We start from the raw sequence: 18,712 nt of genomic DNA, 5'->3' as shown, positions 1-18,712 counted from the left end.
TAAAAGAAAAAGGCTTCCTAAATTTAGGAAGCCTTTTTTATAATAATTATAAACTTTGTAAATCTATTTAGAATTATAAGCTTTAATCGCTTCTTTAAGTATTTCTACTGAACGGATTAAATCTTCCTTTTTTAGCACGTATGCAATCCTGACTTCATTCAGGCCAACGCCCGGAGTAGAATAAAAACCCGCTGCCGGTGCAACCATAACCGTTTCCCCGTTTAGGTCATACGATTCTAGCAGCCATTGGGCAAAATCATCTGCGTTGTCAATAGGCAATTGTGCGATGCAATAAAAAGCGCCTTTTGGCTTTGCTACTTTCACACCTTCAATTTTATTGAGTTCTGAAACTAAAATGTCCCGGCGTTCCCTGTATTCGGTAATCACTTCGTCAAAATAACTCTGTGGTGTATCGAGTGCAGCTTCACTTGCAATTTGTGCAAATGTTGGCGGACTTAATCTTGCCTGTGCAAATTTCATAGCGGCTGCCATAAGCGCTTTGTTTTTTGAAACGATGCAGCCAATTCGTGCACCACACATGCTGTAACGTTTAGAAACCGAATCGATCATAATCGCATGTTCTTCGAGACCGGGAACATTCATGACTGAAAAATGCACATCACCATCATAAGTGAATTCGCGATAGACTTCATCGGCGATCAAAAACAAATCGTGTTTTTTTACAATATCTGCGAGTTGCAGGATTTCCTCTTTCGAATATAAATATCCTGTCGGATTTCCGGGATTGCAAATCAGGATCGCTTTGGTTTTTGGTGTAATCAATTTTTCAAATTCTGAAATCGGAGGCAAAGCAAAGCCTGTATCAATACTTGAAATCACCGGCACAACATTTACTCCGGAAGCGGTAGAAAACCCATTGTAATTTGCATAAAAAGGTTCCGGGATAATGATCTCATCGCCCTGATCCATCGTTGAGCCCATCGCAAAAAGTAAGGCTTCAGAGCCGCCGGTCGTGATGATGATATCGGCAACATCAATCGGAAGCCCATGGTTTTTATAGTACTGTGAAAGTTTGGTCCTGTAGCTTTCAAAACCTGCAGAATGGCTGTATTCCAAAACTTTGATATCGAGGTTTTTGATCGAATTCATCGCCACTTCAGGTGTTTTGATATCCGGTTGCCCGATATTCAGATGGTACACTTTATGGCCCTTCTTTTTTGCAATTTCTGAATATGGCACCAATTTTCTGATTGGCGACTCAGGCATTTGCATTCCTTTGTTTGAAACTTTTGGCATGATTGTATTTTTTTGAAATACAAATTTGCGAATTTTTTAATTCTAGGGCAATTCTTTTACTTTTTATTATTGAATATATAAGTACCGGAAATTTTCTATATTTATCACAAACATTTAAATATGACCAGCAAATTTGCTTTTGTATTGTTTCTTGTTTCTGCCATAATCCATTCGCAGGACCATTTTGAATTTGAAACCAATAAAAGCAAGATTACAATTCCGTTCAAACTCATCAACAACCTGATTTTTATACCCGTTAAAGTCAATGGCGCCGAACTAAATTTCCTTCTCGACACCGGCGTCGAGGAAACCATTCTTTTAAGTCTCGAAGACAAAGGCGATGTCAATTTTTTCAATGTAAAGAAAATCAAACTGAAAGGTCTTGGGAGCAATGAAGCAATCGAAGGGCTCAAATCATCTGGAAATGTGATGGATATGAACGGCTTTATCGACAAGCACCACGATCTGTATATTGTTCTCGACGAAAATTTTAATTTCTCAACCCATATAGGCATTCCGGTAAACGGCATCATCGGATACCATTTTTTTAAAAACAACCTGGTCGCCATTGATTACGCGCACAAAAAAATCATTATTTACAACGATGAAAAAAAGATCAGAAAAAAGCTAACATCAAATTTTAATGAAATCCCGATTACCATTGAAAAAAACAAACCTTACATGGCCACAGAAATTGCGATCGGTCAAAATCCTGTAAATGCAAAATTACTGCTCGATGTTGGCAACAGCGATGCCTTATGGTTGTTTCCAAACGAAGAAAGGCAAATTACAATTCCAGCAGCAAATTTCCAGGATTACCTCGGCAGGGGTTTTAGTGGCGAAATCCATGGTAACCGGGCAAAGATCTCAAGAATAAATTTCGGCAAATTTGAATTCAACAACCCCATTATCGCGTTCCCCGATTCTGCTTCGATCAAAAGCGTCAATATGGTCAAAGACCGAACAGGCTCTGTTGGTGCAGAAATCCTGAAAAGGTTCACCGTCATTTTTGATTATCGGAACAAAAAAATGTACGTCAAAAGCAACTCTAATTTCAGTTTGCCTTTCCATTACAATATGAGCGGAATCGAGCTTCAGAACGAAGGCATGCAATGGGTGCAGGAAACGGTAAAACTGGAAACGGTCGTTGAAGCAAATACATACGACATTAACGGAAATAAAAATGATTTCAAATATAAATTCATTTTAAAACCCATTTATCTGATTTCAAACATCAGGCCGAACTCGGCAGCCGAACTTTGCGGATTGCAAAAAGGAGACGCCATAACTAAGATCAACGGATTTCCAGCCTACAAATATTCGCTTGCAGAGATCAACGACATACTCAAATCGGAAGAAGGAAAGTGGATGACTTTTCAGGTCATGAGAAACGGAACCGAATTAAAATTCAAATTCCAGCTCAAAAGCATCCTATAAAAAAAGCTCCCCGATTTTGGGAGCTTTGATTGTATTAGAAATTGCTGGTAGGCAGCGATTTTTTCTTTTCGAGGATGTTGATGCTTTCTTTCGCAATCACTTCCCCTTTTATTTTCAGTGCAACACGCCCGCCTTCAACATTCGTAGCATTCGATTCTACCGTGATCGTTTTCCTGATCGGGCCTGCATTCATATTGTATTTCACGTCGATTTTTCCAATTTTTCCTGGCAATACCGGTTCTGTTGGTTTAGACGGAACCGTACAACCGCAGGTAGACTGCACATTGGTAATGATCAAAGGGGCATTTCCCGTATTTTTAAATTCAAACGAACGGATTCCGCTGTCGCTGTCTTTCGTAACCGTACCATAATCAATTGTGTTGTCTTTGGCAAGAAACTCAATTTTAGCCTGCGAAAATCCGGTAATACTAAAGGAAATCACGGCAATTAATGATAGCATTTTTTTCATTGTGGGTTCAATTTTAAGGTTTACGTTCTGGTAAAAGTACTTTCTTTTGATTAATGTGCAAATATTTAAATCTTAATTTTTTATACTGCACGATTTATTTACTTTTGTAGCCGGGCTTACCAAAAAATGTACCAAAGTTAATTTCAACATTTTCGATGGTTTTTTAGAAGCTGTTTCCCGCTTTCCGCTGCAATCTTTTTTCGCTTTGCAAGCTTCAAAAAGGATTTACGCTTCAATCGGGGCTAGGGCATTGTCTTAAACCGCAATAATGCCGTCCGATTCAACAATTAAACGATCCAACGATTAAACAATTATGACAATTCCCGCACAATTCGACGCAAAAGCCATAGAGCAAAAATGGTACGACTACTGGATGAAAAACAATTATTTCCATTCCAAACCCGATCATCGCACACCATATACCATCGTCATTCCGCCGCCAAACGTGACCGGAGTTTTGCACATGGGACACATGCTAAACAATACCATTCAGGATGTTTTGATCCGCCGCGCACGCCTCAAAGGTTTCAACGCATGCTGGGTTCCGGGAACCGATCACGCATCCATTGCTACGGAAGCAAAGGTTGTTGCCAAACTAAAATCCGAAGGCATCAATAAAAATGACCTTTCCCGCGAAGAATTCCTCAAACACGCCTGGGAATGGACCGACAAATACGGCGGCGTTATCTTAGACCAGTTAAAAAAACTCGGCGCTTCCTGCGATTGGGAACGCACCAAATTTACTATGGATCCCGACATGTCTGCATCTGTAATCCGTTCGTTCGTCGATTTGTACAACAAAGGCTTGATCTACCGCGGATATCGCATGGTCAACTGGGATCCGCAAGCAAAAACGACTTTGTCTGACGAAGAAGTCATTTACGAAGAGCAACAGGGGAAATTGTATTTCCTAAAATATCAGATAGAAGGCAGCAATGATTTCCTGACTGTTGCAACAACGCGCCCGGAAACCATTCTTGGCGACACGGCCATCTGCATCAATCCAAACGATGAAAGGTATTCGCATCTGAAAGGCAAAAAGGCGATCGTGCCGATTTCCGGACGCGTGATTCCGATTATCGAGGACGAATATGTTGACATCGAATTCGGAACCGGATGTTTAAAAGTCACCCCGGCGCACGACATGAACGACAAAGCGCTAGGCGAGAAGCACAACCTCGAAATCATCGACATTTTCAATGACGACGCGACTTTAAACTCGTTTGGTTTGCATTATGAAGGCAAAGACCGTTTCGTGGTTCGGGAAGAAATTTCAAAAGAACTCGAATCGCTTGGAAATTTGGAGAAAACCGAAATCCACCTTAATAAAGTCGGCACTTCCGAAAGGACAAAAGCCGTCATCGAACCGCGTTTGTCAGACCAATGGTTCCTGAAAATGGAAGATTTGGTTAAACCTGCAATTACAGCAGTTCTAGAAAGTGACGAAATCAATTTGTACCCAAAGAAATTTGAAAATACTTACAGGCATTGGCTTGAAAACATCCGCGACTGGAACATTTCGCGCCAGCTCTGGTGGGGACAGCAAATTCCGGCCTATTATTATGGCGACGGAAAAGAAGATTTTGTCGTAGCAGAAAGTATCGATAAAGCAGTAGCATTGGCAAAAACCAAAACCAACAGTCCAAACCTGACTAAAGAAAATTTAACTCAGGATGTTGATGCACTCGACACCTGGTTTTCATCCTGGCTGTGGCCAATGGCGGTTTTCGGTGGAATCATGGAGCCTGAAAATCAAGATTTTAAATATTATTATCCAACGAATGATTTGGTTACCGGCCCGGATATTTTGTTTTTTTGGGTGGCGCGAATGATCATTGCAGGTTATGAATATACGGGCGAAAAACCGTTTACAAATGTATATTTAACCGGTTTGGTTCGTGACAAACAACGCCGAAAAATGTCTAAATCGCTTGGAAATTCACCTGATCCATTGGATTTGATCGAGAAATTCAGCGCCGATGGCGTTCGTGTAGGCTTGCTTTTAAGCGCATCGGCAGGAAATGATATCATGTTTGATGAAGAATTGTGTGTTCAGGGGAAATCATTTTCCAATAAAATCTGGAATGCGTTCCGATTGATTAAAGGCTGGGAAGTTTCAGCTGCGATTCCGCAACCGGAATCTTCAAAAGTAGCCATCGAATGGTTTGATGCCAAATTGCAGCAAACGCTCGTTGAAATCGAAGATCATTTTGAAAAATACAGGATCTCGGATGCATTGATGGCAATTTACAAATTGGTTTGGGACGATTTCTGTTCATGGTTTTTAGAAATGATCAAACCGGCATACCAACAGCCCATTGACAAAGCAACATTCGACAAAGCAATTGAAATGCTGGAATCAAACCTTAAATTGCTGCATCCGTTTATGCCATTTTTGACAGAAGAAATCTGGCAATTCATTGCAGAAAGAACAGAATCAGAAGCGTTAATCGTTTCAACCTGGCCAGAACAAAAAGCATTCAACAGCCAGTTGATCGCTGATTTTGAAAATGCTGCCGAAGTGATTTCCGGAATCCGTACAATAAGAAAAGAAAAAAATATTGCGTTTAAAGATGCCATCGAATTGAAAGCGATCAACAATGATAAAACCTCGGTTTATTTTGATTCGGTAATTTCAAAACTTGGGAATATTAGTGCATTCGAATATGTATCTGAAAAAGTCGACGGTGCTTTGTCTTTCCGAGTTAAATCAAATGAATTCTTCATTCCGGTAACCGGAAATATTAATGTTGAGGAAGAAATTGCAAAGCTTTCAGAAGAATTGAAATACACCCAGGGCTTTTTGAAATCGGTACAAGCCAAGCTTTCAAATGAAAAATTCGTTGCTGGCGCTCCCGAAAAAGTCCTTGAAATGGAACGCAAAAAAGAAGCCGATGCGCTTTCTAAAATTGCAATGATCGAGCAGAGTCTTACAAGTTTGCGTTAGACGGCTTCGTTGCAATATTAAAAAACAAAAACATAAAAAAGCCGCTCCATTTTCTGAAGCGGCTTTTTTCTTGTTTCTTTCAGCAAAGCGATCTTGACTCTTGCAACGCAGTGGTCTTTCAGCGCAGCGGTCTAATACTTTCTCCGCATCGCATCTTCATAACGCTCACCGACTTTTTTCCAGTTGATGACATTAAAAAAAGCATCGATGTAATTTTTTCTTTTGTATTGATAATTCAGATAATACGCATGCTCCCAAACGTCAAGCGCGAGGATCGGAAAACCTTTTACCGGCATTCCAGGCATCAAAGGATTGTCTTGATTGGGCGTACTTGTGATTTGTAGTTTTCCAGCTTTGTCAGTAACGAGCCAAGCCCAACCTGAACCAAATTGTTTTGAAGCCGCTTCCTGAAATGCCACTTTAAAATTTTCAAAAGATCCAAAAGCACGGTTAATTGCAATTGCCAATGTATCTTTTGGAATGCCGCCAGCTTTTGGTGCCATGCTTTCCCAGAAGATATTATGATTGTAAAACCCGCCTGCATTGTTACGTAAATCAGCGTTGCTCATGTCGAGTTTTGAAAGGATTTCTTCTATCGGAAGTTTCTCAAATTCGGTCGCAGCGACCACTTTATTAAGATTGTTCGTATACGTGAGGTAATGTTTTGAATAGTGGATTTCCATCGTTCCGGCATCGATGCTTGGTGCCAATTCATCGTACTGATAAGGCAAAGCCAACATTTTAAATGTACCTTCTTCTGCTTTGACATCTTCGGGATGGCCGATGGTCATTTTTTCTTCAGCAGTTGGAAGCGGAACTTCAACTACTTCGGTCAGCTTTTTATTGTTGCAAGAACTTAGCATCGCTACAAATGAGCAGAGCAATAAGATTTTATTTCTTTTCATCTAGCTTCTTTTTGGCTGCATGAATGGCTTCAATGTACAACTCTTTAGCTTCATCCACTGAAAGGTGGCTGATCTGCATCCAGGCATTGGTTTTAAACGCGTTCCGCAAATCAAAACCGGTGTTAAAATTGGCGGCTGGAGTTCCGAAAGTTGCCTGCTTGTAAAAAGCATACAGGCGCAATTGCTCGTCCTGAGGCAAATCGTCCTGGCTCATTTCGGTAGCAATATCAACTGCTTCCTGAAAACGTGTATCTAAATCTTTTGCAGTCATTTAATATTTTATTGCGATGATGGTTTTTCCGCCAACGGCTTTTTGGTTTAATTTGACTTCAACTTTTGTTCCAATTGGAAGGAATAAATCGACCCTTGATCCAAATTTAATAAAACCGGCATCAGTTCCCTGAACAACATGCATGCCTTCTTCGGCATAATTGACGATTCGTTTGGCCAATGCACCTGCAATTTGTCGGTACAAAATTTCACCAAAAATTCGGTTTTCAACCACTACGGTTGTTCTTTCATTTTCGGTGCTTGCTTTTGGATGCCAGGCAACAAGGTATTTTCCGGGATGGTATTTGCTGAATTTTACTTTTCCATTCACCGGATAACGCGTCACATGCACATTGATCGGCGACATGAAAATGGAAACCTGCAAACGTTGGTCTTTGAAATATTCCGATTCGAACACTTCTTCGATCACGACCACTTTTCCGTCCACGGGAGCAATAATCTGTTCGTCTGTGATGTTTACTTCTCTTTTTGGATTCCTGAAAAATTGCAAAATCATGATCAGGAAAAATAAAATGACCAGCATGACTGTCATCCGAAGCCATTCCAAATGAATGAATTTGTCTGCCAAAAGCAGGAATATGACAGTTAATGTCGTTGAGATCAGGATAATTTTTCCGCCTTCTTTATGAAACATAATATAAAATTTGATAAAACAAAAATACAAAAGGTGCGACAAATATCACACTATCTAAACGGTCTAAAATCCCACCGTGTCCGGGCATGATTTTTCCGCTGTCTTTTACTCCGGCGCTGCGTTTGAATTTGGATTCAATCAGATCTCCGATTGTTCCGAAAATGCCGACAATTACAGCAATGATCAGCCAGATTAAAATGGGCTGCCCGATAAAATATAGTGCAATTGCTACACTAAAAAGCATTGCGAAAATCAGTCCGCCTACAAAACCTTCAATTGTTTTTTTGGGAGAAATGCGTTCGAAAAGTTTTTTCCTGCCGAAATTCTTCCCAATCAGAAACGCAAAAGTATCGTTTGTCCAGATTAAAATAAATATGGAAATGATGATTTTCGGATTGTATTCAAAACCCAATTGAGGAATTTTTGTCAGCAGGATAATAGGCAGGATAATGTAGCCAATTAGGAAAACATATTTTGAAAGTACATCCAGGTTGGTGTTCCTGCGATTGAATAAATAGGCTATGCAACGTATAGACACAAATAGCGTCGCAGCAAGGATAAGCAATTCAGTTGTTTTTGTAATTTTAAAATACGAGAACAAAAAATAACCGATTGCGGCAATCACCATCGGTAGGTCTTTCCTAAGCTGGATCAGGTCACAAAATTCAGCTACCGAAACGATCAGGAATATTCCAAAAAGAATTAAAAAGGTGTTAAAATATAAGGTTGCACCAACGAGTAAAGCAATATAAACGATTCCGGATAACGTTCTTGTGAGCGTTTCATTCATCTTAAAGGTCTTCTAAAAGCAACAAATAGAGGTTTTTTGCACTGCTTCCATATTGAAGGAAATCTTCTTCTTTGGCTTTTTCGAAATATTTAATGGTGGTAATATTCGTTGGATAATTTCGGTCATACTTCTTTTTGATTTCACGAAGACCGTCGCTTTTGCTTTCAAGAATCTGGCTTGTGGTAGCTAGAATGACAATGTTGGCCGGAAGATCATTTGGTTTTTGCTGTTTGATCTGATTTGAAGAAAATAATATTGAACCTTCTTCAGCAATCAGGTTTTCACAGCTTGCAAGCAGGAATTTCGGATCTTTCGGATTGTTGTAGCTTAATTTATTGTCATCAAGCATACTAAAAAGCTTCGGCTCAAAACACATGGCTTCCGATTCGAACCAATCATTTTCTTCAAGGATATTTTCAAACTGGTCTTTTACTTCAGCAAGATTTTCACAATACAGAAATTTTCCGCCGTTCTTTTTGAAATTGAAAGTGAATTTTTCATCTGCGGGAGCAGAGAAGCTTGCCTGTAAATTATTGAACTCACTTTCCTTGTCCTCATCTGAGGATTCACCACCGGTTCCAAAAAATTTCTTGAAAAGACTCATATACTAATTGTTGTTTGAAAACATCCAAAGATAAAAAAAACTTGATTCAAATGCGGATGAATCAAGTTTTTTTTTAAATGGGAATATTTTTTAAATTCTTACAAATCTGTTTCTGGTTGCAAGTTCGCATCGAAGTTTCTTTTTCCAAAAATCGCTTCAAGATCGTCTTTAAATATGACTTCTTTTTCTATCAGAATATCAGCGAGTTGGTTCAGTTTGTCTTTATTGTCTTCAAGCAACTGGATCGCTCTTTGGTATTGGCTTTCAATTAACGCCGAAATTTCTTTATCGATGATGATCGCGGTATCTTCAGAATATGGTTTTGAAAAATTATATTCGCTCTGTCCGGTCGAATCGTAATAGGTGACATTCCCAATCTTATCATTGAGTCCGTAAATCGTAACCATAGCACGAGCCTGTTTGGTTACTTTTTCCAGATCGCTCAAAGCGCCGGTTGAAATCCTGTTGAATGTTACTTTTTCAGCAGCACGGCCGCCCATAGTTGCACACATTTCATCCAGCATCTGGTCAGGGCGAACGATCAGTCTTTCTTCAGGTAAATACCAGGCAGCACCCAAACTTTGCCCTCTTGGAACGATGGTTACTTTTACCAATGGAGCAGCATGTTCTAACATCCAGCTTACAGTCGCGTGTCCGGCTTCGTGAATTGCGATCGCTTTTTTCTCTTCGGGCGTAACGATTTTATTTTTCTTTTCGAGTCCGCCAACAATTCTGTCAACGGCATCAAGGAAATCCTGTTTGTCAACTGCTTTTTTATCGTAACGTGCAGCGATCAAAGCCGCTTCGTTACAAACATTTGCAATATCGGCTCCCGAGAATCCCGGAGTTTGTTTGGCAAGGAAATCGGTATCCAAACCTTCTACTTTTTTAAGCGGAGCCAAATGCACTTCAAAGATTTCTTTTCTTTCACGAACATCCGGAAGATCTACAAAAATCTGTCTGTCAAAACGTCCGGCGCGCATTAAAGCTTTGTCTAGCACATCGGCGCGGTTGGTCGCAGCCAACACGATTACATTAGAATTCGTACCAAAACCGTCCATTTCTGTAAGCAATTGGTTCAATGTATTTTCGCGTTCGTCGTTTCCGCCAGACATGTTGTTTTTTCCACGTGCTCTTCCGACAGCGTCAATTTCATCGATGAAAATAATAGCAGGTGATTTTTCTTTAGCTTGTTTGAATAAATCCCTTACGCGTGAAGCGCCGACACCAACAAACATTTCAACAAAATCTGATCCTGATAAAGAGAAAAACGGCACTTTGGCTTCACCGGCAACGGCTTTCGCCAATAATGTTTTTCCGGTTCCCGGAGGCCCGACCAACAAGGCACCTTTTGGAATTTTCCCTCCAAGGTTTGTATATTTTTCAGGGTTTTTCAGGAATTCGACGATTTCCTGTATTTCTTCTTTTGCACCTTCAAGTCCCGCAACATCTTTAAAAGTCGTTTTGATATCGGTTTTTTCATCGAACAACCTCGCTTTTGATTTCCCGATGTTGAAGATTTGTCCGCCGCCGCCGCCAGCTCCACCGCCGCTCATTCTTCTCATGATGAAGATCCAGATTGCTGCAATGATTAAAATTGGCAATAATTGGAATAGAATTTCGGTCCAGTTGCTTTTCGGAAGGAAGTTGTAATCTTTCAGCTTTCCTTCTGCGACAGCAGTTTCAAGTTTTTTCTGGAAAATTTCGTCATTCCCGATGTCGAAAACGAAGTGTGGCCCTTTATTCGGGCGGTTAAGCAAATCTTTGGCAACCGCTTTGAATTTTGGATCTTTTAATGCAGCCGCAGTCAGGTAAACTTCTGCTTCGGTTTTATTGTAAATGATGACTTTTTCAACAGCACCTTGCTCTAAAAAACTATTGAATTTTGAAGAAGTGGTTTTTGCCGGTTCAGAAAAATTCTGTCCTCCGGTAGCCACACTAATGAAAATAAAAATGAGTATGATCGCACCGTAAATAATCCACGGGCTGATTTTTACTCTGTTTGGATTTGGTTTGTTATCGTTGGCCATTATAGATTAATGCTTTAATATTTGTTTTGAATCGTAGTGATTTTTGCATCACCCCAAAGGCTCTCAATATTGTAGTATTCGCGAATTTGCTTTTGGAAAACGTGAACAACGATGTTTACATAATCCATTAAAACCCATTCGGCATTGTCCGCGCCTTCTACGTGCCAGGGTTTGTCTTTAAGTTCTTTTGAGACTGTTTTTTGGACAGAGTTAACGATCGCGTTAACCTGTGTGTTTGAATTTCCGTTGCAGATGATAAAATAGTCGCAGGCTGCGTTGTCTATTTCACGTAAATCCAGGATGTCAATATCGTTGCCTTTTACTTCTTCAATTCCTTTGATGATGTTAGCCAGTAAAACATCATTATTTATTGCTTTTTTCGCCATTTATTATTTTTGTATAAGTTTGCAAAGTTACCACTTTTTGTGATTAATTTTGATCCTTAACATAAGATTAAATTTAGTTTCAAAATTATTTCCGATGCAGCTAATCAAACTCGATGCCATAGATTCTACCAACGATTTCCTGAAAGCCATGGCAGCCAACAGCGATACATCAAATTTTACTGTAGTTACAGCAGAAAACCAGACAAAAGGCAAAGGACAAATGGGCGCGGTGTGGAATTCTGAAATTGGTAAAAATCTTATAATGAGTATTTTAATCAAGAAAGTGCTAAGCAATATTACCGATGTCTTTGATTTGAACATCGTCGTGGCGTTGTCTGTAATTGATGTTCTCAAAAAGCAAGAAATCCCTGACTTGTCAATTAAATGGCCAAACGACATTATGTCAGCTAATAAGAAAATTGGCGGGATCCTGATCGAAAACAGTATCAAAAGCGATGGCAGTATTTATTCAGTTGCCGGTTTGGGCTTAAATGTCAACCAGACCAATTTTGAAAATCTTCCAAAAGCATCTTCACTTGCGGTTGTAACTGATAAGAATTTTGATAAGGGAAATCTGCTGATCGATATTGTGGCATCAATGAAAATGAACATTGAGAAGTTAAAGGAAAACAAAACGGCACTTTGGCAAGAATATGAAAGCGAATTGTTCAGAAAAGAAATGCCCACAGTTTTCGAAAATCAAAATGCAGGACGGTTTATGGGAATTATAAAAGGCGTCAGCAAATCAGGGAGGCTTCAGGTTTTAATGGAAAATGATCAACTCAAAGATTTTGAAATCAAGCAAATCCAAATGTTATATTAAAAAAACTTCCATTTTTCAACAGAAGTTTTTAAATTATAAATTATAAAATTGATTCCACTAAAGCTTATTCATATTTCCAGCCAATGTTTCAATGAATTTAGAAATTGGGCCTTTAACCATCATTGCCATCATCGCATTGAATTCGCCTTCAAAAAACAATTGAACATCTGATTTGTCAGCCGATGTTTCGTCAATTTTTGCGGTTAGTGTAAACGGAAGCTTGTCACTTGCAGCGCCTAAGACCAATTTGTTCGGAGGCAATTTGTCTTTCATTTTAAGCTTGATTTCCGGCATGCCTTTCAATCCGAAAATAAACGAATCATCACCCGTAACTTCAAATTTTGAAATCGTTTCCGGCATTAATTTCTCAAAATTCTTTACATCCGATAAGGAATCAAACAATTGCTGCGCAGATTTGTCAACGCTGACTTTCGGGCTTTCTAAATTCATATTTTTGGTTGTTAAATCGTTTAATCGGTAAATTTTTTAATCGTAAAGATGTAAATTTCAAAGCGCTTCAACGCCCCATCCGGCTGGGTTTGCGCTCCATTCTTTCAATATTTCCTGCTCGGTTTCAGTAATGTATTTTTTCGCCAAAGCCAAATTCAGCAAATTCTCGTAATTCGATAAAGTATACAAATCCAGTTTTGCATTTTTGAAATTTTCTTCTGCAACGCCAAAACCGTAAGTAAAAATTGCCGCCATGCCTTTTACATTGGCACCAGCTTCGCGAAGCGCTTCTACAGCAAGTAAGCTGCTGTTTCCGGTACTGATCAGGTCTTCAACAACTACGACGTTTTGTCCTTTTTGTAAAAAACCTTCCACTTGGTTTTGCCTTCCGTGTTTTTTGGGTTCCGGGCGAACGTAGACGAATGGCAATCCGAGGCTTTCGGCAACAAGAATCCCGATTCCGATCGCGCCTGTCGCCACTCCGGCAATAACATCTGGTTTTCCAAATTGTTTTTCAATATTTTTGGCAAATTCATCCCGTACGTAATTTCTTATCGCAGGAAATGAGAGTGTTAGCCTGTTGTCGCAATAAATAGGCGATTTCCAACCCGAAGCCCATGTAAAAGGATTTTTCGGATTCAATTTAATTGCATTTATTTGCAAAAGCAACTCGGCTGTTTTTTCGGCTGTATCTTTATTAAAAATCATACTACAAATGTATAAAGTTTTTGTAAACGACAAACCACTTTTTTTGACAAATGAAATCCTGAAAGAAACAGATTTTCAAATGTTCCTGCTTGAAAGTATTGATATCGAACAGCTTATTGTGAAAATGTTCCAGAACAAAATTTCAAAGGCGTATTTGTATTATCCCGACGAAAAGGAGATGCTCAAAAAACTGAAGGAAAAAATCCCGGTTCAAAAAGCCGGAGGCGGATTGGTTTACAATAAAAACGGCGAAGTTTTATTTATTTTCAGAAACGGAAAATGGGATCTGCCAAAAGGCGGAATCGAAAAAGGCGAGGAAATCGAATACACTGCACTACGTGAAGTAGAAGAAGAAACCGGAGTAAACAAATTACTGATTTCTAAAAAGTTAGAGAAAACGTACCACGTATTTCGTCGCAACGGAAAATACAAATTAAAAATCACGCATTGGTTCGAAATGACTTCCGATTTTGATGGAATTCCAATCGGGCAGGCCGAAGAAGGAATCGAAAAAGTTGCCTGGCTCAATCCGGAGCAAATTCAGGAAGCACTCAAAAATTCTTACGAAAACATTAAATTATTGTTTGAAACGGAAAAGTCTCGATTATAGGGGCTTTTTTCGTTTTTAACTACAATCCAAATCTTTCGACTTTGCACTTTTCACTTTCGACTATAAAAACCTACTTTTGCCAAATGAAAAATCCCCACCATTCAAATAATATCCTGCTGAATTTAGGTATCGAAAACCTCAATGAAATGCAAGAAACGGCGCAGCAAACCATTTTAAATGACAGCAATGTTTTATTGCTTTCGCCAACAGGATCGGGGAAAACGCTTGCTTTTTTGCTGCCGATATTTGAAATGCTCGACGAGAAAATTAAAGCTGTTCAATGTTTGATTTTGGTTCCGTCACGCGAATTGGGCTTGCAGATCGAGCAGGTCTGGAAAAAAATGGGAACCGATTATAAAGTGAATGTGTGCTATGGCGGGCATTCCATTGAAACGGAAATCAAAAATTTAAGCAATCCGCCGGCAGTTTTAATTGGAACGCCTGGAAGAATTGCAGATCATATCGACCGCGGAACTTTTACAGCAAACACCATTACGACATTAATTCTTGACGAATTTGACAAATCACTGCAACTCGGTTTTCACGAACAAATGTCATTTATAATTGCACGTTTGCCGAAGCTGAACAAGAGAATTTTAGTTTCGGCAACTTCCGATATTGAAATTCCAAAATATACGCGTGTCATGCATCCGACGGTTTTGGATTTTATTCCCGAAGAAGAATCGAAAACCAATCTTTCCATGAAAATGGTGTTGTCGCCAAATAAAGACAAGATCGAAAGTTTGTTTCAATTGATTTGCTCGTTAAAATCAGAATCGGCAATTGTTTTTTGCAACCACAGAGACGCCGCCGAACGCATCAGCGATACATTAAATGAAAAAGGAATTTATTCAATATATTACCATGGCGGAATGGATCAGGACGAACGCGAACGCGCATTGATCCAGTTTCGAAACGGAAGTGTCAGTTATCTTGTGACTACCGATTTGGCTGCGCGTGGGCTCGACATTCCCGAAATGAAACACGTTATCCATTATCATTTGCCATCAAAAGATGATGAATTTACGCATCGAAACGGCCGGACTGCGAGAATGCTGGCATCGGGAACTTCGTATATTATCATCCACGAAAGTGAAAAAAAACTCGATTATATCGATTACGGAATGAAAGTCCTGAATGTTGAAAACTCAAATAAACTTCCTAAAGCACCTGAATTTCAAACGATTTATGTCAGTGGCGGAAAGAAAAACAAGCTCAATAAAATTGACATCGTCGGATTTTTCTCCCAAAAAGGAAAACTTGAAAAAGGCGATTTAGGTTTGATTGAAGTCAAGGATTTTATTTCATTTGCCGCGGTAAAATCTGCAAAGGTCAAAGATTTGCTTAAAAATATCCGCGATGAAAAAATGAAAGGCAAGAAATTCAAGATCGAGGTTGCCCGAAAAGTCATTAAAAAAGAAGAAGAAAAATAATTTTTGATTTGCGATTTCAGAAGTACGATTTGCGAAACTTACAATTTTACCCTTACCGAATCCGGAACTAAAACGGTGTAATCGCCGCCATTTCGAAGCACATCTCGCACAATGCTCGAACTGATGTAAGAAGTATTTGCGGCGGTCAATAAAAAAACCGTTTCAATTTTTGACAATTTCCTGTTCGTATGTGCGATCGCTTTTTCGAATTCAAAATCGGCTGGATTTCTAAGGCCGCGGAGTATAAAATTAGCTTTTAATTTCTTGCAGAGATCAATTGTCAAACCTTCATAAGTCACAACCGAAACAGATTTGTCATCTTTAAAAGCTTCTTCAATAAAGCGCAGGCGTTCTTCCAAAGTAAACATGTATTTCTTTTCGGCGTTGACGCCAATGGCAATCACAATCTCGTCAAACAGCGGAATGCTGCGTTTGATGATGTCGTAATGCCCAAGTGTGATTGGGTCAAATGAGCCTGGAAATATTGCTTTTCTCATGGTTTTGGATTGGATTGAAATTCAAAAATACAATAAAATTCAATTTAAGTAATGCGAAGTGTTTTTATCGCTTCGACCCATTCGTCGCGTTTGCAGGATTTACAGGTTGCTGTTCCGGGTTTTTGAATTTGCGTATTTCCGCAAAATGTACAGGAATAAAGTCCGTCGGAAAGGATGATTTTGCTTTTGTTTAAAAACAATTGCGGAATGATCGGCAATCCAGGAAGCACATTTTCATCTTCGTAATAAAAAACGCTGACTTCACCGCTGGTTTCAAGATATGCAAATTTGACCTGGCCTAAATGTTCGATGGATTTTAATCGCAATTCCGAGAAGAATTCATCCTGGGCGAGGCTTTCTTTTTCAAATGTGCTGATCGAAAATTTTCCGTCATTGATTAGGCATTCGGTTTTTCCTTCGATGAATTCCTCGAATTTTTTGCTTTTTCCCGTCAGCCAGGTCACCAAACGATACATGATGATGATTACAGTAAAAACCATCACAGCTGGAACAATTCCAACATCTTCATAAAACATCGGATCGCCTGCAGCTGAACCAAGTGCAATGATAATTACCGTTTCAAAAACCGATAATTGTTTGACGCCGCGTTTTCCTGTCAATTTTAGTGTCAGCAGCAAAACGGTAAACATAATCACCGAACGGAAGATGACTTCAAATAAAAATTCGCCCGGCAATTCGTTAAATAAAACCCTATTCCATTCGAAAGTTTGATGCATGATGATTGATTTGTCTTATAAATGTACAAGTTTTAATTTGAAAAGCTATTTCCTTTTTATAGAAATGATTTCGCCTTCGGCATATCGCTTTTTCAAATCGGTTTTCAAATAGCGCTCTTTTTTTGAAGTATAATTTTCTGGTTTACCAATATTGCCGGTTTCATAAAACATGCCAGCCTGATAGTCATTTGCCGTACTGAAAATGATGTCCTTTGTGGCTTTATCAATTCTTAAAGTCGAATAATAGCCGTTTGAAAACTTCAGGTCATACACATCTCCAGCAATTGGATTTTCGATCCATTCTGCAGTTAGGTCTTTCACAATGAAATAATTGTAGCCGCTGTAAGCTAGGAAACCAATCAAAAGAATTGTCCCCGAAAACATCCAGATTGGTGTCCTGAACTGGCTTTGGCTTTCCCGTTGCTGCATTTTCCTAAGGATATTTTCGGGAAGATTATCGTAATCAAAAATGCGGTTGCAATGGTTGCATTGCGTTTCAATAAGCGTATCAACCGGAAACAACGGAATGAAAGTCAGGTGCGTGTATCTTCTCAAAACACGATAAGTAAATGTTGTTGAAGTATCGCATTCAGGGCAAATTACATTATTGACAGTTCCTGTTTTCTGATTGTATGATGTTGTTCCGGCGAGAACGATCATGCTAGAGCCAATTCAATAGCGTTTGTAAACAAATCTTCCAACGAAATTCCGGCAGCTTTAGCCTGTTGTGGAATCAAACTTTCAGTTGTTAATCCGGGAATCGTGTTCATTTCAAGCATGTAAGGTTCGCCACCAACAAAGATGAATTCGCTACGCGAAAACCCAGACATTTTTAAGATTTCATAAGCGCGTTTGGCGATATCGCTGACTTTTTTTGTCATTTCATCAGAGATTCTGGCCGGTGTAATTTCCTGGGATTTTCCGAGATATTTGGCTTCATAATCGAAAAAGTCGTTTTCAGAAACGATTTCGGTAATGGGAAGTACTTTGATTTCGCCTTTGTAATTGATCACGCCAACAGAAACTTCGATTCCGTCGAGGAAACTTTCTATGATAATTTCGTTGTCTTCTTTGTAAGCGACTTCAATGCCGATAGGCAATTCGGCTGCTGATTTTACTTTTGAAATCCCGAAGCTTGATCCTGATTTATTTGGTTTTACAAAACATGGCAAACCGACTTTCGAAATGATTTCTTCAGCGTTGATTTTTTCGCCTTTATTCAGATAATATGAAGTAGCCGATTTGATTCCGTATGGCTTTAAAACCGAAAGCAGGTCGCGTTTGTTGAACGTCAGCGCCGCCTGATAATAATCGCAGGATGATTGCGGCATTCCGATGAGCTCGAAATAAGCCTGAAGCAAACCGTCTTCGCCCGGAGTTCCGTGGATCGCATTGAAAACGACATCGAAAGAGATCTTTTTACCGTCTACGAAAGCCGAAAAATCATTTTTATCGATGGGAAATTCGTTGTTATCGGCATCAACATAAACCCATTTTTCCTTGAAAATATGAATGCGGAAACCGTTATATTTGGTTTTGTCGAGAAATTGATAGACGACATTGCCGCTTTTTAACGAGATTTCGAATTCGCTGGAATATCCGCCCATGACAATGGCTATGTTTTTCATTTTGATTTTTTAAATTTAATTGAAATTATGGTTTTGGAACGGGAACATTTTTAGCCCAGATAGCAGTGGAAATCCT

Annotated in this window: 20 protein-coding genes; 5 read left to right on the top strand and 15 right to left on the bottom strand. The window is 39.3% G+C overall.

Annotation, left to right across the window (positions count from 1 at the left end; all coding sequences use genetic code 11):
* Positions 1-63: 63 nt before the first annotated feature.
* On the bottom strand, positions 64-1,257 hold the full coding sequence (locus BLS32_RS15450) for a pyridoxal phosphate-dependent aminotransferase (protein ID WP_091397920.1): 1,194 nt from the start codon (positions 1,255-1,257) through the stop codon (positions 64-66).
* Positions 1,258-1,377: 120 nt separating this feature from the next.
* Here BLS32_RS15450 and BLS32_RS15445 point away from each other — a divergent pair, with 120 nt between their 5' ends.
* Entirely contained in the window at positions 1,378-2,694 is a 1,317-nt protein-coding gene (locus tag BLS32_RS15445) for a PDZ domain-containing protein (RefSeq protein ID WP_091397917.1), read from the top strand.
* A 34-nt stretch (positions 2,695-2,728) separates the two neighbouring features.
* Here BLS32_RS15445 and BLS32_RS15440 read toward each other — a convergent pair whose 3' ends face one another.
* The gene (locus tag BLS32_RS15440; RefSeq protein WP_091397914.1) at positions 2,729-3,163 is read right to left on the bottom strand and encodes a DUF1573 domain-containing protein; all 435 of its coding nucleotides are present in this window, start codon (positions 3,161-3,163) and stop codon (positions 2,729-2,731) included.
* A 313-nt stretch (positions 3,164-3,476) separates the two neighbouring features.
* On the opposite strand from BLS32_RS15440, the gene BLS32_RS15435 reads away from it, so the two are divergent.
* Complete coding sequence (locus BLS32_RS15435; RefSeq protein WP_091397911.1) at positions 3,477-6,110, top strand: valine--tRNA ligase; 2,634 nt, start codon at positions 3,477-3,479, stop codon at positions 6,108-6,110.
* 131 nt (positions 6,111-6,241) lie between these two features.
* On the opposite strand, the gene BLS32_RS15430 is transcribed toward BLS32_RS15435, so the two are convergent.
* The 7 genes from BLS32_RS15430 to rsfS form a co-directional block, all read right to left on the bottom strand.
* Positions 6,242-7,015, bottom strand: a complete 774-nt coding sequence (locus BLS32_RS15430) for a superoxide dismutase (protein WP_091397908.1) — start codon at positions 7,013-7,015, stop codon at positions 6,242-6,244.
* Positions 7,002-7,286, bottom strand: a complete 285-nt coding sequence (locus BLS32_RS15425) for an acyl-CoA-binding protein (protein ID WP_091397905.1) — start codon at positions 7,284-7,286, stop codon at positions 7,002-7,004. The genes BLS32_RS15430 and BLS32_RS15425 overlap by 14 nt, the downstream gene beginning before the upstream one ends.
* A complete protein-coding gene (locus tag BLS32_RS15420; RefSeq protein ID WP_091397902.1) occupies positions 7,287-7,940 on the bottom strand; it encodes a phosphatidylserine decarboxylase family protein in 654 nt (217 codons plus the stop codon). It lies immediately after the preceding gene.
* Positions 7,930-8,730, bottom strand: a complete 801-nt coding sequence (locus BLS32_RS15415; RefSeq protein ID WP_091397899.1) for a phosphatidate cytidylyltransferase — start codon at positions 8,728-8,730, stop codon at positions 7,930-7,932. Before BLS32_RS15415 ends, BLS32_RS15420 begins: the two co-directional genes overlap by 11 nt.
* A gap of 1 nt (position 8,731) precedes the next feature.
* A complete protein-coding gene (locus BLS32_RS15410; protein ID WP_091397896.1) occupies positions 8,732-9,334 on the bottom strand; it encodes a lactate utilization protein B/C in 603 nt (200 codons plus the stop codon).
* A gap of 98 nt (positions 9,335-9,432) precedes the next feature.
* The gene (gene ftsH / locus BLS32_RS15405; protein WP_091397893.1) at positions 9,433-11,364 is read right to left on the bottom strand and encodes an ATP-dependent zinc metalloprotease FtsH; all 1,932 of its coding nucleotides are present in this window, start codon (positions 11,362-11,364) and stop codon (positions 9,433-9,435) included.
* A 14-nt stretch (positions 11,365-11,378) separates the two neighbouring features.
* Positions 11,379-11,750 carry a ribosome silencing factor gene (gene rsfS, locus BLS32_RS15400; RefSeq protein ID WP_091397891.1) on the bottom strand — a complete coding sequence of 124 codons (372 nt, stop codon included), beginning with the start codon at positions 11,748-11,750 and terminating at the stop codon, positions 11,379-11,381.
* 94 nt (positions 11,751-11,844) lie between these two features.
* On the opposite strand from rsfS, the gene BLS32_RS15395 reads away from it, so the two are divergent.
* On the top strand, positions 11,845-12,573 hold the full coding sequence (locus tag BLS32_RS15395) for a biotin--[acetyl-CoA-carboxylase] ligase (RefSeq protein WP_091398437.1): 729 nt from the start codon (positions 11,845-11,847) through the stop codon (positions 12,571-12,573).
* A 57-nt stretch (positions 12,574-12,630) separates the two neighbouring features.
* Here BLS32_RS15395 and BLS32_RS15390 read toward each other — a convergent pair whose 3' ends face one another.
* Positions 12,631-13,023, bottom strand: a complete 393-nt coding sequence (locus tag BLS32_RS15390; protein WP_091397888.1) for an orotate phosphoribosyltransferase — start codon at positions 13,021-13,023, stop codon at positions 12,631-12,633.
* Between the two features lie 57 nt (positions 13,024-13,080).
* The gene (gene pyrE / locus BLS32_RS15385; RefSeq protein WP_091397885.1) at positions 13,081-13,731 is read right to left on the bottom strand and encodes an orotate phosphoribosyltransferase; all 651 of its coding nucleotides are present in this window, start codon (positions 13,729-13,731) and stop codon (positions 13,081-13,083) included.
* 7 nt (positions 13,732-13,738) lie between these two features.
* Between pyrE and BLS32_RS15380 the strand changes: the two genes are divergently transcribed.
* Positions 13,739-14,341: an NUDIX hydrolase gene (locus tag BLS32_RS15380; protein WP_091397882.1), complete on the top strand. Its 603-nt coding sequence runs from the start codon at positions 13,739-13,741 to the stop codon at positions 14,339-14,341.
* Between the two features lie 83 nt (positions 14,342-14,424).
* Positions 14,425-15,774 carry a DEAD/DEAH box helicase gene (locus BLS32_RS15375; RefSeq protein WP_091397879.1) on the top strand — a complete coding sequence of 450 codons (1,350 nt, stop codon included), beginning with the start codon at positions 14,425-14,427 and terminating at the stop codon, positions 15,772-15,774.
* Between the two features lie 38 nt (positions 15,775-15,812).
* Here the strand turns inward: BLS32_RS15375 and coaD are convergent, their stop codons facing one another.
* The 4 genes from coaD to BLS32_RS15355 are packed head-to-tail and all read right to left on the bottom strand — an operon-like array spanning position 15,813 to position 18,636.
* The gene (gene coaD, locus BLS32_RS15370) at positions 15,813-16,271 is read right to left on the bottom strand and encodes a pantetheine-phosphate adenylyltransferase (RefSeq protein ID WP_091397876.1); all 459 of its coding nucleotides are present in this window, start codon (positions 16,269-16,271) and stop codon (positions 15,813-15,815) included.
* A gap of 44 nt (positions 16,272-16,315) precedes the next feature.
* The gene (locus tag BLS32_RS15365) at positions 16,316-17,008 is read right to left on the bottom strand and encodes a DUF421 domain-containing protein (RefSeq protein WP_091397874.1); all 693 of its coding nucleotides are present in this window, start codon (positions 17,006-17,008) and stop codon (positions 16,316-16,318) included.
* 45 nt (positions 17,009-17,053) lie between these two features.
* Positions 17,054-17,668: a zinc ribbon domain-containing protein gene (locus BLS32_RS15360; RefSeq protein WP_091397872.1), complete on the bottom strand. Its 615-nt coding sequence runs from the start codon at positions 17,666-17,668 to the stop codon at positions 17,054-17,056.
* A complete protein-coding gene (locus BLS32_RS15355) occupies positions 17,665-18,636 on the bottom strand; it encodes a D-alanine--D-alanine ligase (protein WP_091397869.1) in 972 nt (323 codons plus the stop codon). The genes BLS32_RS15360 and BLS32_RS15355 overlap by 4 nt, the downstream gene beginning before the upstream one ends.
* Between the last annotated feature and the right edge of the window lie 76 nt (positions 18,637-18,712).

The sequence above is a fragment of the Flavobacterium noncentrifugens genome, assembly GCF_900100375.1.
Lineage (GTDB): Bacteria > Bacteroidota > Bacteroidia > Flavobacteriales > Flavobacteriaceae > Flavobacterium > Flavobacterium noncentrifugens.
The sequence above is the reverse complement of the archived record's forward strand: the minus strand, read 5'-3'. Positions and strand labels throughout refer to the sequence as shown.

Bases quoted from the DNA above. Each gene is read 5' to 3' on its own strand.
- pyrE (WP_091397885.1), bottom strand. From the start codon at position 13,731: ATGATTTTTAATAAAGATACAGCCGAAAAAACAGCCGAGTTGCTTTTG.
- BLS32_RS15380 (WP_091397882.1), top strand. From the start codon at position 13,739: ATGTATAAAGTTTTTGTAAACGACAAACCACTTTTTTTGACAAATGAA.
- BLS32_RS15440 (WP_091397914.1), bottom strand. From the start codon at position 3,163: ATGAAAAAAATGCTATCATTAATTGCCGTGATTTCCTTTAGTATTACC.
- BLS32_RS15445 (WP_091397917.1), top strand. From the start codon at position 1,378: ATGACCAGCAAATTTGCTTTTGTATTGTTTCTTGTTTCTGCCATAATC.
- BLS32_RS15430 (WP_091397908.1), bottom strand. From the start codon at position 7,015: ATGAAAAGAAATAAAATCTTATTGCTCTGCTCATTTGTAGCGATGCTA.
- coaD (WP_091397876.1), bottom strand. From the start codon at position 16,271: ATGAGAAAAGCAATATTTCCAGGCTCATTTGACCCAATCACACTTGGG.
- BLS32_RS15450 (WP_091397920.1), bottom strand. From the start codon at position 1,257: ATGCCAAAAGTTTCAAACAAAGGAATGCAAATGCCTGAGTCGCCAATC.
- BLS32_RS15435 (WP_091397911.1), top strand. From the start codon at position 3,477: ATGACAATTCCCGCACAATTCGACGCAAAAGCCATAGAGCAAAAATGG.
- BLS32_RS15355 (WP_091397869.1), bottom strand. From the start codon at position 18,636: ATGAAAAACATAGCCATTGTCATGGGCGGATATTCCAGCGAATTCGAA.
- BLS32_RS15410 (WP_091397896.1), bottom strand. From the start codon at position 9,334: ATGAGTCTTTTCAAGAAATTTTTTGGAACCGGTGGTGAATCCTCAGAT.
- ftsH (WP_091397893.1), bottom strand. From the start codon at position 11,364: ATGGCCAACGATAACAAACCAAATCCAAACAGAGTAAAAATCAGCCCG.
- rsfS (WP_091397891.1), bottom strand. From the start codon at position 11,750: ATGGCGAAAAAAGCAATAAATAATGATGTTTTACTGGCTAACATCATC.
- BLS32_RS15390 (WP_091397888.1), bottom strand. From the start codon at position 13,023: ATGAATTTAGAAAGCCCGAAAGTCAGCGTTGACAAATCTGCGCAGCAA.
- BLS32_RS15365 (WP_091397874.1), bottom strand. From the start codon at position 17,008: ATGCATCAAACTTTCGAATGGAATAGGGTTTTATTTAACGAATTGCCG.
- BLS32_RS15375 (WP_091397879.1), top strand. From the start codon at position 14,425: ATGAAAAATCCCCACCATTCAAATAATATCCTGCTGAATTTAGGTATC.
- BLS32_RS15420 (WP_091397902.1), bottom strand. From the start codon at position 7,940: ATGTTTCATAAAGAAGGCGGAAAAATTATCCTGATCTCAACGACATTA.
- BLS32_RS15415 (WP_091397899.1), bottom strand. From the start codon at position 8,730: ATGAATGAAACGCTCACAAGAACGTTATCCGGAATCGTTTATATTGCT.
- BLS32_RS15360 (WP_091397872.1), bottom strand. From the start codon at position 17,668: ATGATCGTTCTCGCCGGAACAACATCATACAATCAGAAAACAGGAACT.
- BLS32_RS15425 (WP_091397905.1), bottom strand. From the start codon at position 7,286: ATGACTGCAAAAGATTTAGATACACGTTTTCAGGAAGCAGTTGATATT.
- BLS32_RS15395 (WP_091398437.1), top strand. From the start codon at position 11,845: ATGCAGCTAATCAAACTCGATGCCATAGATTCTACCAACGATTTCCTG.